Annotated in this window: 14 protein-coding genes; 8 read left to right on the top strand and 6 right to left on the bottom strand. The window is 61.4% G+C overall.

Going from position 1 to position 15,686, the window contains the following annotated elements; translation table 11 throughout:
- Positions 1-12 precede the first annotated feature (12 nt).
- Positions 13-909, top strand: a complete 897-nt coding sequence (locus KGA98_RS00790) for a cation diffusion facilitator family transporter (protein ID WP_057713176.1) — start codon at positions 13-15, stop codon at positions 907-909.
- Here KGA98_RS00790 and KGA98_RS00785 read toward each other — a convergent pair.
- Positions 903-1,946 (bottom strand): DUF6515 family protein, encoded by a 1,044-nt coding sequence (locus KGA98_RS00785; protein ID WP_223500227.1) that lies wholly within the window; start codon positions 1,944-1,946, stop codon positions 903-905. The two genes, KGA98_RS00790 and KGA98_RS00785, sit on opposite strands and share 7 nt — an antisense overlap.
- Positions 1,947-2,383: 437 nt before the next feature.
- On the opposite strand from KGA98_RS00785, the gene KGA98_RS00780 reads away from it, so the two are divergent.
- Positions 2,384-2,863, top strand: a complete 480-nt coding sequence (locus tag KGA98_RS00780; protein ID WP_007937367.1) for an Lrp/AsnC family transcriptional regulator — start codon at positions 2,384-2,386, stop codon at positions 2,861-2,863.
- A gap of 213 nt (positions 2,864-3,076) precedes the next feature.
- A complete protein-coding gene (locus KGA98_RS00775) occupies positions 3,077-3,286 on the top strand; it encodes a DUF2788 domain-containing protein (RefSeq protein WP_008022976.1) in 210 nt (69 codons plus the stop codon).
- Here the strand turns inward: KGA98_RS00775 and KGA98_RS00770 are convergent.
- The 4 genes from KGA98_RS00770 to KGA98_RS00755 all read right to left on the bottom strand — a co-directional run bounded on the left by KGA98_RS00770 (position 3,281) and on the right by KGA98_RS00755 (position 9,763).
- On the bottom strand, positions 3,281-3,916 hold the full coding sequence (locus KGA98_RS00770) for a pseudouridine synthase (protein ID WP_102670798.1): 636 nt from the start codon (positions 3,914-3,916) through the stop codon (positions 3,281-3,283). The genes KGA98_RS00775 and KGA98_RS00770 overlap by 6 nt on opposite strands.
- A gap of 72 nt (positions 3,917-3,988) precedes the next feature.
- Entirely contained in the window at positions 3,989-5,488 is a 1,500-nt protein-coding gene (gene amn, locus KGA98_RS00765) for an AMP nucleosidase (RefSeq protein ID WP_223500225.1), read from the bottom strand.
- A 166-nt stretch (positions 5,489-5,654) separates the two neighbouring features.
- Positions 5,655-7,304: an acyl-CoA dehydrogenase family protein gene (locus KGA98_RS00760; RefSeq protein ID WP_223500222.1), complete on the bottom strand. Its 1,650-nt coding sequence runs from the start codon at positions 7,302-7,304 to the stop codon at positions 5,655-5,657.
- A gap of 74 nt (positions 7,305-7,378) precedes the next feature.
- Entirely contained in the window at positions 7,379-9,763 is a 2,385-nt protein-coding gene (locus tag KGA98_RS00755) for a hybrid sensor histidine kinase/response regulator (RefSeq protein ID WP_223500213.1), read from the bottom strand.
- Between the two features lie 396 nt (positions 9,764-10,159).
- Here KGA98_RS00755 and KGA98_RS00750 point away from each other — a divergent pair, with 396 nt between their 5' ends.
- The 4 genes from KGA98_RS00750 (at position 10,160) to KGA98_RS00735 (ending at position 13,685) form a co-directional block, all read left to right on the top strand.
- The gene (locus KGA98_RS00750) at positions 10,160-10,957 is read left to right on the top strand and encodes a hydroxymethylpyrimidine/phosphomethylpyrimidine kinase (RefSeq protein ID WP_057713171.1); all 798 of its coding nucleotides are present in this window, start codon (positions 10,160-10,162) and stop codon (positions 10,955-10,957) included.
- 31 nt (positions 10,958-10,988) lie between these two features.
- The gene (gene thiE / locus KGA98_RS00745) at positions 10,989-11,612 is read left to right on the top strand and encodes a thiamine phosphate synthase (protein WP_223500205.1); all 624 of its coding nucleotides are present in this window, start codon (positions 10,989-10,991) and stop codon (positions 11,610-11,612) included.
- Positions 11,613-11,622: 10 nt separating this feature from the next.
- Positions 11,623-12,906: a glutamate-1-semialdehyde 2,1-aminomutase gene (hemL, locus tag KGA98_RS00740; protein WP_223500196.1), complete on the top strand. Its 1,284-nt coding sequence runs from the start codon at positions 11,623-11,625 to the stop codon at positions 12,904-12,906.
- Between the two features lie 224 nt (positions 12,907-13,130).
- A complete protein-coding gene (locus KGA98_RS00735) occupies positions 13,131-13,685 on the top strand; it encodes a tetratricopeptide repeat protein (RefSeq protein ID WP_102670792.1) in 555 nt (184 codons plus the stop codon).
- 122 nt (positions 13,686-13,807) lie between these two features.
- Here the strand turns inward: KGA98_RS00735 and KGA98_RS00730 are convergent, their stop codons facing one another.
- Positions 13,808-14,137: a DUF1820 family protein gene (locus tag KGA98_RS00730; RefSeq protein ID WP_008052403.1), complete on the bottom strand. Its 330-nt coding sequence runs from the start codon at positions 14,135-14,137 to the stop codon at positions 13,808-13,810.
- Between the two features lie 134 nt (positions 14,138-14,271).
- On the opposite strand from KGA98_RS00730, the gene miaB reads away from it, so the two are divergent.
- Positions 14,272-15,600, top strand: a complete 1,329-nt coding sequence (gene miaB / locus KGA98_RS00725; protein WP_223500194.1) for a tRNA (N6-isopentenyl adenosine(37)-C2)-methylthiotransferase MiaB — start codon at positions 14,272-14,274, stop codon at positions 15,598-15,600.
- The last annotated feature ends 86 nt before the right edge of the window (positions 15,601-15,686 follow it).

Below are 15,686 nucleotides of genomic sequence, written 5' to 3'. Positions count from 1 at the left end.
ACGATGGCCCCTATGACCTCCAGCTCCGAACACGCCCGCCTGCTGCGGCTGGCGACCCGTGCCTCGGTGGCGGTGGCATGCATCCTGATCGTCGCCAAAGCCATCGCCTGGTGGTTGAGCGGCTCGGTGAGCATGCTCGCCGGGCTCACCGACTCGACACTCGACGGCGTCACGTCATTGCTCAACCTGCTGGCGGTGCATTACGCCCTGCGCCCCGCCGATAATGATCATCGCTACGGGCACGGCAAGGCCGAGTCATTGGCGGGCATGGCCCAGGCATTGTTCATCGGCGGCAGTGCGGTACTGATCGCGTTGCAGGCCTACGATCGGTTGAAGCATCCCGAGCCCGTGGGCGCGCCGTGGATCAGTATCGGCGTGATTGTGTTTTCCCTCGTGCTGACCCTGGCGTTGTTGATGTTTCAACATCGGGTGGTCAAGGCCACCGGCTCCAACGCGGTGCGCGCCGACTCCCTGCACTACCGCTCGGACATGCTGCTCAACGGCAGCATTCTGATCGCGCTGGTGTTGGCCGGGTTTGGACTGCATCAGGTCGACCCCTGGTTCGGCCTGGGAATCGCCGTCTACATTCTGTGGAGCGCGGTGCAGATCGCCCGGGAGAGCTTCGCGGTGTTGATGGATGAAGAACTGCCGCCGGAGGTCAGCCAGCACATGCTGGAATTGGCGTGCAGCGTCCCCGGCGTATTGGGTGCCCATGACCTGCGCACGCGGATCTCCGGCAACCAGTGGTTTGTGCAGTTGCATCTGGAGCTGCCTGGGGAGCTGACGCTATCCGTTGCCCATGGCATCAGCGATCAGGCTGCCGCCGCCATTCACACCGCCTACCCGCGGGCCGAAGTGCTGGTGCACGCCGACCCGCAGGAAGTGGTGAAAGCCGCGCGGGATCAGTAAGTCACCTGATAACCGCGACTGCTCAGGCAGTTGCCCTGGGCCTGTCGGTAGGCTTGCACCACCGACGGGTCTGGCTGGTAGGTGGCGGTTCGTGGATCGAAACCACTCTGCTGCACCGCGTATTGATAACACTCGTAACCATCCCGACTGACCTGCTCCGGCGACTGACCGTTGGCTGGATACGCCTCCACGTCATAACCGCTGTTGCCAGCGGGTGGTTGCGGTTGGCCAACCGGCGGTTCGACCACGACGTAGTCCTGAGTGCTTTGCTGATAGGCGTAATAGGAACCGGCCGCCAGGAACAGCAGCGCCCCGCCGATCCATACCTGCTCGGCGTAATCGGGCAGGTACCTGACACGAATCCCGCGCGGTGGCTGCACCACCACGTAACGCGGGCCCAGCGGGCGATACCAGTAGCCACCGGAATAGAAGTAATCCATGCCACGGTAAGGCACGCGGTAGTCGCGCTCGGGAAAGCGGTCGATCACTTGACCGGGACGATACCTGGGGCCAGGCCCCCAGCCGTTGCCGCGTCCACTCGGGCGCCCCTGCCCGTGATTGTCATAGGACGGTGCGACTGTGTAACCACTCCAGCGCTGTTTGTCATCGTTGCGACGTGGCTGGTCCTTGTAGTAACCGCGCTGCGGCTCCTGGGTCTGGCGCACGGTGTCGGGCCGGGGCTGGATTGGCATGTCAGTGGCCGGCATCTGCGGCGGTGGCGGCGGCGAGCGCACCTGGTTGTTGAAATCCGGCGCTGGACGGCTCTGCCTCTGGTCATTGTCCTGACGTTGATTCTGGCCGCCGTGCTCTTTCTGGCGGTTGTCCTTGTTCTGCGCCCGGGGCTGATTCTGCTGCTGGTCGTTTTGCGGATGCGGCTGGTCACCGCCACCACGGCCCTGGTTATCGCCCTGATGCCCACCCTGGCCGCGTTGCCCGCCATCATGGCCACGGTTTTGCGGCTCATCGGCCATCGTTTGCACCGAGACACTGACACACAACAAACCAACACCGGCCAAACGCCAGATGCGCGATTTCATGCTTTACCTCATTGCGGGTAAGGGCCTGTACTTAAGACTGGGAAAGCGCTGGACGGTTCTGCGACAGGTTATCTGTCACGCAACTTATTTATTGAGGCCAGCGGGTCAAATTCCACGCAAGAAAAAAGGGAGACCCGTCGGCCTCCCTTTAGAGAACTTCGTCCTGGCTCGACACTTGTGGCGTCGGCTCACCTCACGCCGTCTTCTGGACAGTGTGTAGCTCGGGGGCCGGCACATCCCCGGTGGGGGTGGCGACCGCGGCGGGCCTGATTCGGCGAGCCGCACTGGACTGTTTGTCCGAGCAGTGATTCTGGTGATAAGAATAGGCCGGGAGCGCCGGCAGAGGATTGCGAAGATTGCTGAATTAAACATCACTTGCGCAATTTTTAACCCTAGATACATAATCCTCCGCAATAGTTACGACAAAGGACCGATTGATGAGCAAGCTCGACCGTTACGACCTGAGTATTCTGGCGGAATTGCAGCGCGACGCACGCATCTCCAACCAGGAGCTGGCCGAGCGCATCGGCCTGTCGCCTTCGCCGTGCTCGCGGCGGGTCAAGCAACTGGAAGACGACGGCTACATTTCCCGCCAGGTCGCCCTGCTCGACCGCAAGATGCTCGGCCTGAGCCTGACCGCTTACGTGCTGATCGGCATGGACCGTCACACGCCGGAGCGTTTCGAGAATTTCGAAGCGGCCATCCGCACCCTGCCCCAAGTGCTCGAATGCAGCCTGGTGACCGGGATGGATGCCGACTATCAGCTCAAGGTCGTGGTGCCGGACATGGATCACTACCAGAAACTGCTGCTGGGGCATCTGACGCGGATTGAAGGCGTGACCAGCGTGCGCTCGAGTTTTGTGTTGAATCAGGTGTTGAATAGCACCGAACTGCCTTTGACTCATCTGCGCAGCTGAGGACGCCATCGCGAGCAAGCTCGCTCCCACAAAGTTTTGTGTTGACCGCAGTATCGTGATCCATACAAAACCTGTGGGAGCGAGCTTGCTCGCGATGGGGCCGGCACAGGCGACGAATGACTGCGACACACCGACGCAGGTCAATACCGCACGAAGCCAGTGCGGCGTATACTCGCCGCGCCCTTTTAGCCTCGCCTGTGCTGGAGATGTTCGATGGATCCTGCAGTATTCGAAGAGTGGATGATGACCGGACTGGTCACGATCCTGATCATTTTCATGGGTTTCATCGTCTGGGATCTGGCGAAGAAGTCCAAGGCCGGGCGCTTTGGCTCGTTCATTCTGTTCTTCGTGCTCGGCCTTGGTGTTGCTGCATTCGTGATCAAAAGTGTGGTCATCGGCCTGATCGAATCCGGCACTTTATAAGCGCGCCGGTACTTCTTTCCACTGCCCCTGATCGAGCCCTTCGATCGTCCAGTCGCCGATCCTGACTCGCACCAGGCGCAAGGTCGGCAACCCGACCGCAGCGGTCATGCGCCGCACCTGCCGGTTGCGCCCTTCGCGAATCACCAACTCCAGCCAGCTGGTCGGCACGCTTTTACGAAAGCGAACCGGCGGATTGCGCGGCCACAGCTCAGGCTCGTCCAGTTGCCGTGCCTCGGCGGGCAAGGTCATGCCGTCATTCAATTCGACGCCGTCGCGCAAGCGCTGCAACTGTTCGGTGTTCGGCTCGCCCTCGACCTGCACCCAATAGGTCTTGGCCAGCTTGTGTTTCGGGTCGGCGATCCGCGCCTGAAGCTGGCCGTCGTTGGTCAGCAGCAACAAGCCTTCGCTGTCGCGGTCCAGCCGTCCGGCCGGATAGATGCCCGGTACATCGATGTAATCCTTGAGGGTCGCGCGCCCGTCGCCGTCGCTGAATTGCGTCAGCACATCGAAAGGTTTGTTGAACAGGATCAGCTTCGGCTCGGCTGGTGGCGCCTTGGCGACACGGCGCGGGGCTGATGGGGATGGTTTCGCGCCGGGGCGACGGGAAGGTGGACGAGATGGACGCGACATGGGCAAAACAACATCTAACGGTCAGGGCTGCTAATGCTAGTGCCCTGACCGCCAAATGACCATGACAAACCGTTAGCGGAACGGCGGCTCGTCGAAGCTGCGCAGTTTGCGCGAGTGCAGCGAGTTGAGTTCGGTGCGCAACAGATCCACCGCCTCGATACCGATCTTCAGGTGCTGGCTGACCGCGCGCTCATAGAAAGCGTTGGCCGAACCCGGCAACTTGATTTCGCTGTGCAGCGGCTTGTCCGAGACGCACAGCAACGTGCCGTACGGCACTCGCAAGCGATAACCCTGCGCGGCAATGGTGCCGCTTTCCATGTCCACCGCCACGGCGCGGGACAGGTTGATCAGCGGCCGCTCCTGCGCCCAGCGCAGCTCCCAGTTACGGTCGTCGTAGGTCAGCACGGTGCCGGTACGCAGGCGTTTCTTCAGTTCGTCGCCCTTCTCGCCGGTGACGTTGGCCGCCGCTTGCTGAAGCGCCATCTGTACTTCGGCCAACGCCGGAATCGGAATGTTCGGTGGAACCACCCGGTCGAGAATCCCGTCGCGACGCATGTAGGCGTGGGCCAGCACGTAGTCGCCAATGGTCTGCGACTGACGCAGGCCGCCGCAGTGACCGATCATCAGCCAGCAGTGCGGGCGCAGCACGGCCAGGTGGTCGGTGATGTTCTTGGCGTTGGACGGGCCGACACCGATGTTGACCAGTGTCACGCCGTGGCCATCGCTGGCGATCAGGTGATAGGCCGGCATCTGGTAGCGGTGCCAGACCACCCCGGCGGCAATCGCCGAGGCTTCGCCGTGATCCATGCTCTTTTCGATGATCACGTTGCCCGGCAGCACCATGCGCACGAAACGCGGGTCGTTGCGCAGTTGCTCCAGACCATGGACGATGAACTGGTCGACGTAGCGGTGATAGTTGGTCAGCAGAATCCACGGCTGCACATGCCGCCAGTCGCTGCCGGTGTAATGCACCAGTCGGCGCAGGGAGAAATCCACCCGCGCGGCATCGAACAGCGCCAACGGCAGCGGATCGGTGTTTTCCCAATCGTACAGACCGTCGGCAATGCCGTCGGTCGCCGCCGACAGGTCAGTGCTCGGGAACACCCGCGCCAGCACGGGGGCAGTGACACCGGAACCCGCCAGCTCATCGCCCTGCTCGACCACATACGGATACGGGATATTCTGCTGGCTGACACCGACTTCCACGGTCACGGTGAAGTCGTGCATCAGCGGAACGAGCTGTTCCAGCAGGTATTTACGGAAAGCCGAGGGATGGGTGACCGTGACGCTGTAGGTGCCCGGCAGCTGGACCTTGGCGTAGGCACGGGTGGTCTGCGGGACTTCGCCCTGGCAGTGATAGGTCAGGCGCAATTCGGGATAGCGGAACATCGAGCGCTGTTCGGCATCGGGCTCGACACGATCCTTGAGGTAACGCTTGAGCGCCTGGCTCAACGCGGTGGTTGCACGATTGTGCAAGAGTGCAAGCCGATCCACGGCTTGCTCGGCGGTTTGAACGACAATAAAAGCTTCGGTCACGATCAGCATCCTGTGTTCTGACTTGCAGACCTTCATCTTGCCTGCATCGTCGCTTCACGGGAACAGTGGCATGTTGGCGATGTGCATAGAGAACAACTGTGGGAGCGGGCTTGCTCGCGAAAGCGGTCTTTCAGCCACATCAATGTTGAATGTGAAACCGCATTCGCGAGCAAGCCCGCTCCCACATGGGGCCAAGTGGTGATCAGAAGCCCTGCGGAGTCGAACGGGCGACAATCGCTTCCACGTCCAGGCCTCGTGGTAACGCGCCATACACTCGACCGCCGCCATCCAGGCGACTGGCGATGAAAGCATCACTGACCACCGCATTCCCGGCTTCCAGCAACAGCTTCGCCTGCAGCCCCAGAGCAATGTCTTCAGTCAGTTGCCGTGCGCGGTACTGGATGTCGCTGGTGTCCTTGAAGGCCGTCTGCAACTGGCTGATGTGCGCCGCCAGGCGCTTGTCGCCATGGCCATCGCCCAACTCGCTGAACAGCGCATCGAGCACGCCTGGTTCTTTCGAAAGGGCACGCAGCACGTCGAGGCACTGCACGTTGCCGGAGCCTTCCCAGGTCGAATTCACCGGCGCCTCGCGGTAAAGCCGCGGCAGGATGCTGTCTTCGACATAACCCGCGCCGCCCATGCATTCGGCCGCTTCGTTGATCATCGCCGGCGCCCGTTTGCAGATCCAGTACTTGCCCACCGCCGTCACCAGGCGGGCGAATTTGGCTTCCTGCGAATCATCCAGATGATCCAGCGCCCGGCCCATGCGCAGGCTCAACGCCAGGGCCGCTTCGCTTTCCAGCGCCAGATCCGCCAGCACGTTCTGCATCAACGGCTGTTCGCTGAGCAGTTTGCCGCCAACCGATCGGTGAGCGCAGTGATGGCTGGCCTGGGTCAGCGCCTGACGCATCAGCGAACTGGAACCGACCATGCAATCGAAGCGGGTCATGGCGACCATTTCGATGATTGTCGGAACGCCACGGCCCTCTTCACCGACCATCCACGCCAGTGCTCCACGGAACTCCACTTCGCTGGAAGCGTTGGAGCAGTTGCCGAGCTTGTTCTTCAGGCGCTGGATATAGAACTGATTGCGCGTGTCGTCCGGACGATGGCGCGGCAACAGGAAACAGGTCAGGCCCTTGTCGGTCTGCGCCAGTGTCAGGAAGGCGTCACACATCGGCGCCGAGCAAAACCACTTGTGCCCCACAAGTTCATAGGCCTGGCCCGGACCGCTGGCGCCGACCGGATAGGCCTTGGTGGTATTGGCCCGCACGTCGGTACCACCCTGCTTCTCGGTCATGGCCATGCCGATGGTGACTCCGGCCTTGTGGACCATGCCGACATTGCGCGGGTCGTATTCGGTGGCGAGGATTTTCGGCAGCCACTTTTGCGCCAGGTCCGGTTGCAGGCGCATGGCCGGAACGCTGGCGAAGGTCATGGTCAGCGGGCATCCACTGCCGGCCTCGGCCTGGCTGTGCAAATAGGTCATGGACGCGCGGGCGACATGGGCGCCGTCCTGCGGGTGCGCCCAGGGCAGCGAGGTCAGGCCGTGCTCGACCGCCGTGCGCATTAATTGATGATAGGCCGGATGAAACTCCACCAGATCAATGCGATGACCAAACCGGTCATGGCTGTTGAACACCGGCTTGTTCTGATTGGCCAGGAACCCGGCTTCCATCAACGGGCCACCGGCCAGCGCGCCATAGGCGTCGATCCGCGATTCGGCCCAACCGGCCCCGAAGCGCCGCGACCATTCCTGCAACGGCAAGTCGATGCGGTACAGGTTGGCGCCGTCCAGTGACGGTGGCTGGTTGGTGACTTCGTGGGTTTCGGCGAACTGATGCAGGTTCATGACAGGGCTCCTTTGGTCGGCCAAGGGACTTCAGTTAAGCACCGCCCCTCGGCCGAACAAAGTGTCATATACGCCTAACTGTCGGCGCTTTCGCCCTGTTGCGGGCAAAGCACACGGCGGTAGAGCGCGGCCTGCAAGTCTTCGAATTTCACCGGTTTGTTCAAGTGATCAATCACTGCGCCGGTCGGGCAGCGTTCTCGGTCACCGCTCAGGGCGATCATGAACAACGGCAGCTCGGCATAACCGGGTAACGCGCGGATCCGGCAGCACACCGACTCACCGTCCGGCAGCGGCAACTGACAATCGACCAGCACCGCGTCAAACATTTCGCGCTGCAACAGATCGAGCGCGACATCGACGCTGTTGGCCGTACGTACGCGAAAGCCCAGCTTGAGCAACATGCCACGCATCACCAACTGGCTGATGCTGTTGTCATCCACCAACAGCACGGCACAATCCTGGGGCAAGCGCAGGCGCGGAAAATCCCGGGTCATCAACGGCGTCACCGGACGTTCGGCCGCCGGCAACCCGACTTCCACATCCAGCTGAAACCGGCTGCCGCGCCCTGGCTCGGAGCGATGAGTCAGTCGCCCACCGAGCAATTCGACCAACTGTCGGCAAATCGCCAGGCCAACCCCCAGGCCACCGTATTCACGGGTCATCGAGCCATCGAGCTGGAAGAACCGTTGATACATCGTGGCCTCCCCTAAATCGGTGAAACCAATGCCCGTGTCGATCACCGCAAAGGTCAACGCCAGCCGGTCGGGCTCGATGGTCCTGCCGGTCACCCGCAGCGCCAGACCGCCGACCTTTGTGAACTTGATGGCGTTATCCAGCAGGCATTCCAGGCACTGCGCGATCTTGACGTTGTCGCCGAGCAAGCGATCCGGCACACCTGGCGCGACATCGACCTTGAAGTCCAGCGACTTGCTCGATGCGTTGCCCTCGAACTGCGTGCGCAGTGCCTCGACCACGCCACGCAAGCTGAAGGTGTCGGCCGAGGCCTTGAGTTTGCCGGCCTGCAATTCGGTGAGGGTGAGGATGCCGTTGACCATGCGCATCATGTCCCGCGCCGACCCCGAAGCCGTCTGCTGGTAGTACTCGAGTTCCGGGTCCATCTCGACCGTCTGCATCAGCTCCAGTGAACCGATCACACCATTCATGGGCGTGCGCAACTCGTGGGTCAGGGTGGCAAGGAACTCGTCCTTGAGCTTGTTACTGTGAGCCAGTTGCTGGTTGAGGACTTCAAGCTTCTGGCTGGCGTCGAACAGGGTTTGAGCCTGCTGCTCGCGCATGGCGTTGATGCGGTCGGCCAGCGCCAGGGACAGCAACGCCACTTCGATGGCCGAGCCGATCTGACTGGAATACATGGTCAGGAACACGTTCGGCAGGTATCCAAGCACCATCAGCGTATTGACGATGCCACCGAGTAAAAACGCCGACCAGGCAATGATGAAATACCGCGCCACCCGCAGGCCCCGCAGCCAGGCAAAGATCCCGGCGGCAAAAATCACCACGGTGAATGTCAGCGCCAGGGCCGTGGCCAGGCGCAAGGCCAGGGCATAGCTGGTCATCAATGACAGGCCGATCACCAGCGCACTGAAGGCAACCAGCGCCAGCAACAAGCGGTCAAGCCAGCGACTGTGGGTAGCCATCTGCAGGAAACTGCGGGCGAACTGACTGCCGAACAGCCCCGCACAGCCGATGAAAAACGGCGTCGCAGCGTTGGCCCACCACGGATTGTCCGGCCAGAAATACTGCACGGCCGCACCGTTTACCGACAGCTGATACAAGCCGAACGAGGCGATATAAAAGATGTAGTAGAGGTAACTGGTGTCGCGCACGCTGAGGTAGATGAACAGGTTGTAGACCAGCATCCCCAGCAGTACGCCGTAGATCAGCCCCAGTACGTAGAGGCGCACGGGCTGCTCTTCGAGGTAGGCGGTGCTCGACCACAAGGTTACCGGCGCCTGGATCGAGCCTTCGCTTTGCAAGCGCATGAATACGGTTTCGGCCTGGTCCGGCTTGAGCGTCAGGTCGAACAGATAGTTGTTCTGACGAATCTCGCGGCTGGCGAAGGGCAAGGCATCGCCGGTCTGCCTGACCAACTGATAGTTGCCGGCCGCATCGGGCAAATAGAGATCGAGATGATCGAGGGGCGGATAGGCCAGTTCCAGCAGCCAGGTCCTTTGCGCCGCCGGATTGGCTGGACGGTAATGCAGGTCGATTTTCAGCCAGAACACCGAACGCGAGTACCCGGCGTTAAGCGTATCTTTGTGGTGCGGCTTGAAGTTGCCGGCCGCCGCTTGCGCACGGATATCCGCGATGGTCGCCTGACCACCTGCGTCCTCATAGACCTGCAGGGTTCGGCCCAAGGGGAGGCTTTGAGTGAACTCATCGAACTCGACGGCGTTTGCCAGGAGGGGCAAACACAACAGCAACATCAGCAAATAGCGCATTGAAGCCCCAGCGTGGCCTGTCCGGTTCTGTCAGGAAGCCCCCCATTCCTTTTGAGCAGACGTAAAACCGGTATCACCTGTTATTGGTTTGGATCCACTCTAGCATAGCCGTTGATGGCCAATGAGAACCACAGAAATTTTTCCTACAAAGGCTCTAGAACGGGCGTTCCAGCAACACCAACGAACGATTATCAATGACAGGAATATCACTGTGGCGAGGGGGCTTGCCCCCGTTCGGCTGCGAAGCAGTCGTAAAACCAGCCGACTCGATGAGCCTGACGGGTCACTGGGGCCGCTTCGCCGCCCAACGGGGGCAAGCCCCCCTCGCCACAATGTATCGACCAAACACACTGCCACAACACCCGAAAAACAGGTTTGGTGGTAAGCTCGCGCACCATGAATATCTACAGCTCTCGCCCCGTTGTCCTCTGTCTCTCCGGCCACGACCCAAGTGGTGGCGCCGGCTTGCAGGCAGATATCGAAGCCCTGCTCGCACAGGGTTGCCATGCGGCTCCGGCCGTCACCGCCCTGACCGTGCAAGACACCGTCAATGTCACTGACTTCCGCGTCCTGGACCGTGAGTGGGTACTGGCCCAGGCCAATGCCGTGCTCAACGACTCCGAAGTCGCCGCCGTCAAACTGGGCATGCTCGGTTCCCTGGAAATGGTCGACACCGTGGTCGAACTGCTTTCGGCGCACCCGCACTTGCCGGTGGTCTGCGACCCGGTGCTGCGCGCCGGTGGCGGCGGACGCCTGGGCAAGGACGAAGTCGGCTACGCCATGCGCGAACGCCTGCTGCCCCTTTCGATCATTGCGACCCCCAACCTTCCCGAAGCCCGCATCCTCGCCGAACTGCCCGAAGGCACCGCGGACGAGTGCGCAGAAAAACTCCTGCCGTTCGTCAAACACCTGCTGATCACCGGCGGCCATGGCGACGAAACCGAAATCCACAATCGCCTGTACAGCCGCGACGGCCTGCGCGAAACCTTTACCTGCCAGCGCTTGCCGGGCAGTTATCACGGTTCCGGTTGCACCCTGGCCAGTGCGCTGGCCGGTCGTCTGGCCCAGGGCGAAAACCTCGCCAGTGCCGTGCAGACCGCGCTTAACTACACATGGCGCACCCTGCGTGATGCCGAGCAACTGGGCAAAGGCCAGTTCGTGCCGCGCCGCTTGCCACTGGATTTCTGCTCGTAACTTCTATTTGTAATGCGGTGAGGCTTGTCCGATGAAACTACGTGGCCTGTACGCCATTACCGACAGCCATTTGCTGGAGGGTAAGCTGCTCAAGTACGTGGAGGCGGCGCTGGAAGGCGGCGTCACCTTGCTGCAATACCGCGACAAGAGCAATGACGAAGCCCGTCGTCTGCGCGAAGCCGAAGCCTTGCGTGATTTATGCGAACGCTACAACACCCGGTTGATCATCAATGATGACGCTGAGTTGGCCGCACGCCTGAATGTCGGCGTGCACTTGGGTCAAACTGATGGTCCGTTGTCTCCGACCCGCGCCCTGCTGGGTCGCGATGCAATCATCGGTTCGACCTGCCATGCGCAACTCGACCTCGCCGAACAGGCCGTCAAAGAAGGCGCCAGCTACGTCGCGTTCGGCCGCTTCTTCAATTCCAACACCAAACCCGGCGCCCCGACCTGCAGTCTCGACCTGCTCGACCAGGCACGCAGCAAACTGCACCTGCCGATCTGCGCGATCGGCGGCATCACCCTGGAAAACGCCGCGCCGCTGGTGGCCCATGGTGTCGACCTGCTGGCCGTGGTGCATGGCCTGTTTGGCGCCGAAAGCACGGCTGAAGTAACCCGCCGCGCCCGCGCATTCAATGAATTACTAAAAGTCTGAGAGCCCGATCATGTCTCGTTCCGAAACGCTGTTTGCCAATGCCCAGAAACACATTCCCGGTGGCGTGAACTCGCCGGTTCGCGCGTTCAAGAGCGTCGGCGGCACACCGCTGTTCTTCAAACACGCCGAAGGCGCCTACGTCACCGACGAAGATGACAAGCGCTATGTGGATTACGTCGGCTCCTGGGGTCCGATGATTCTCGGCCACAGCCACCCGGACGTACTGGACGCCGTGCGCAAACAGCTTGAGCACGGCCTGTCCTACGGCGCCCCGACCGAGATGGAAACGCAGATGGCCGACCTGGTCTGCTCCCTCGTACCGTCGATGGAAATGGTGCGCATGGTCAGCTCCGGCACCGAAGCGACCATGAGCGCCATTCGCCTGGCCCGTGGCTTCACCGGCCGCGACAGCATCATCAAGTTCGAAGGCTGCTACCACGGTCACTCCGACAGCCTGCTGGTCAAGGCCGGTTCCGGCGCACTGACCCAAGGCGTACCGAGCTCGGCCGGTGTACCGGCGGCATTCGCCAAACACACCCTGACCCTGCCGTTCAACGACATCGATGCCGTTGAGAGCATGCTGGCCGAAGTCGGCCAGGACGTGGCCTGCATCATCGTCGAGCCAGTGGCCGGCAACATGAACTGCGTGCCGCCGGCACCGGGTTTCCTCGAAGGCCTGCGGACCCTGTGCGACAAGCACGGCGTGGTGCTGATTTTCGACGAAGTGATGACCGGTTTCCGTGTCGCCCTCGGCGGTGCCCAGGCGTACTACGGCGTGACGCCGGACCTGACCACCTTCGGCAAGATCATCGGTGGCGGCATGCCGGTCGGCTGCTTCGGCGGCAAGCGCGAAATCATGCAGCGCATCGCCCCGCTGGGCCCGGTGTACCAGGCCGGCACGCTGTCCGGTAACCCGCTGGCGATGGCCGCCGGCCTGACCACCCTGCGCCTGATCAGCCGCCCGGGCTTCCACGCCGAACTGACCGACTACACCACTCGCCTGCTCGACGGCCTGCAACAGCGCGCCGATGCGGCCGGCACTCCGTTCGTGACCACCCAGGCCGGCGGCATGTTCGGCCTGTACTTCAGCGGTGCCGACGACATCGTCACCTTCGATGACGTCATGGCCAGCGACGCAGCCCTGTTCGGCCGCTTCTTCCACCTGATGCTCGAAGGTGGCGTGTATCTGGCACCGAGCGCATTCGAAGCCGGTTTCACTTCGATCGCCCACGGCGAAGCTGAACTGAAGCTGACCCTGGACGCCGCCGAGCGCGCCTTCGCGGCCTTGAAGTAACGTTCAAATGCTGACGCTGGCCCTTGCCAGCGTCAGCTTTCGCCTGCGTTCCCACGATTTTTCCTACTCATCTGCTAATAATCCCCCGCAAAGTGGGCGATAAATTTCCCGTGCAGCAGAAAAACGAGTAAAGACTTTGTAAGGTTGGCCCTGCTTATTTCATAATGCGCGCTTATTGGATCCCTCGATGGGTCCGCGCGCCCTTCAGAGGTAAGTCGATTCCCATGAACCGCACCGGCCGCACCCTTGCACTGGGCTGCCTGTTGCTTCTTCAGCCCCTGCTCGCGCACGCACAAGCAGGCGGCAACTCGTTGTTAATCCCAGCGATGGGTCGCTGCACCCTCAATACCCAGCCGCAAGACCTGGAACAGGCGCTCGCCGCCTGCCAGAAAGCGTCGGAAGAAGGGGATGCGCAAGCGCAATACGAGTTGGGTGAGTTCTACTACGAAGGCAAAAACACGCCGCGCGACCTCAATCAAGCCCTGAGCTATTTCGAAAAAGCCTCGCTGCAAGGCCACGCCCAGGCACAATTCAAACTCGGCACCATGTTCTTCCACGGCGAAGGCGTGCCGGCCAATAACGTTCAGGCGTACATCCTGCTGAAGATGGCGGCGGTCAACGGCGCCGAAGAGGCCCTGGACACCGCCGACGAAGTCACCGAAAAGATGCCCCGCGAAGAACTGGAGCTTGCTACCCAGGTGCTCGGGCAAATCTTCCGTAAATATTTGATGGAATTGCAGAGCGCTGACGGGCGTACGCCTTTCTCGCCGCTACCCTGATTTCTGCGTCGACCTTTCTGACCCCTTCGCGAGCAAGCCCGCTCCCACATTTGAATTGCGTCGTACACAAATCAAATGTGGGAGCGGGCTTGCTCGCGAAGGGGGCGACTCGGTCTTGAGTCTTACTTCTCAGGCATCGGCATCGGAAACGGCATGACATTGCCGACCGCGCCACGGGCTTCGCTGATTTTCGGTGTTCCCATACGCTCGACTTCATCGATACGCACGATCGAATGCATCGGCACAAAACTGCGCACTACGCCTTCGAACTGAGCCTTGAGCTTTTCTTCGCTCGGATCGACGACCACTTGCGTGCGCTCGCCAAAGACGAACTCTTCCACTTCCAGAAAGCCCCACAGATCACTTTGATAGATCTGCTTGGCGTACATTTCGAACACCTGGCCCTGGTTGAGGAAAATCACCTTGTAGATTGGAGCTTCACGTTTGGTCATGGTGGGCGAAACACATCGGGGGATAAAAATGAGGGCGCGAACTATAGCATAGCCATCGGACGCGCAGCGGTAGGAACCTGGGTACATGTTCCCTATAATGCGCGGTTCTTTGAATCACGTGATGACTCTATTCCATGGCCAAGAAGCTTTACATCGAAACCCACGGTTGCCAGATGAACGAGTACGACAGCTCGCGCATGGTCGATCTGCTGGGCGAACATCAGGCCCTGGAAGTCACCGCTCGCGCTGAAGACGCCGACGTGATCCTGCTCAACACCTGCTCGATCCGCGAACGCGCCCAGGATCGTGTCTACTCCCAGCTCGGCCGCTGGCGCGAACTGAAGCTGGCCAACCCGGACATGGTGATCGCCGTCGGCGGTTGCGTGGCCAGCCAGGAAGGCGCGGCCATTCGCGATCGCGCGCCGTACGTCGACGTTGTCTTCGGCCCGCAGACCCTGCACCGCCTGCCGGAAATGATCGACGCCGCGCGCATCAGCAAGCTGCCGCAAGTCGACGTCTCGTTCCCGGAAATCGAAAAGTTCGACCACTTGCCCGAGCCCCGCATCGACGGCCCGAGCGCTTACGTGTCGGTGATGGAAGGTTGCAGCAAGTACTGCACGTTCTGCGTGGTGCCCTACACTCGCGGTGAAGAGGTCAGCCGACCGTTCGACGACGTGATTGCCGAGATCATTCACCTGGCCGAAAACGGCGTGCGGGAAGTGACGCTGCTGGGGCAGAACGTCAACGGCTATCGCGGCCTCACCCATGACGGGCGCCTGGCCGACCTTGCCGAGCTGATCCGCGTGGTCGCCGCGGCCGATGGCATCGACCGCATCCGCTACACCACGTCGCACCCGCTGGAGTTCTCCGACAGCCTGATCCAGGCCCACGCCGACGTACCGGAGCTGGTCAAGCACCTGCACTTGCCGGTGCAATCGGGCTCGGACCGCATCCTCGCGGCAATGAAACGCAACCACACCGCGCTTGAATACAAATCCAAACTGCGCAAACTGCGCGCCGCCGTGCCGGGAATCTGCATCAGCTCGGACTTCATCGTCGGCTTCCCCGGCGAGACCGAGAAAGACTTCGAGCAGACCATGAAGCTGATTGCCGACGTCGGCTTCGACTTTTCCTACTCGTTCGTCTACAGCCAGCGCCCGGGCACACCGGCCGCCGATCTGGCCGACGACACGCCGGAAGAGCTGAAGAAAGAACGCCTGAATGCCCTGCAGCATCGCTTGAACCAGCAAGGTTTCGAGATCAGCCGACAAATGGTCGGCTCGATCCAGCGAATCCTGGTGACCGATTACTCGAAAAAGGACCCGGGCGAGCTCCAAGGCCGCACCGAGAATAATCGTATCGTCAACTTCCGCTGCGACAATCCGACCCTGATCGGCCAGTTCGCGGACGTGCACATCGATGCCGCGCAGCCGCACTCGCTGCGGGGCTCGCTGATCCAGTAACACTGCATTCCACTGTGGGAGCGAGCTTGCTCGCGATAGCGTCAGGCCAGACAACTCATATGTTGAATGTCAGTCCGTCATCGCGA

Origin of the sequence: Pseudomonas sp. BF-R-24, from assembly GCF_019947335.1 — a bacterium.
Classification (GTDB): domain Bacteria; phylum Pseudomonadota; class Gammaproteobacteria; order Pseudomonadales; family Pseudomonadaceae; genus Aquipseudomonas; species Aquipseudomonas jessenii.
The sequence above is the reverse complement of the archived record's forward strand: the minus strand, read 5'-3'. Positions and strand labels throughout refer to the sequence as shown.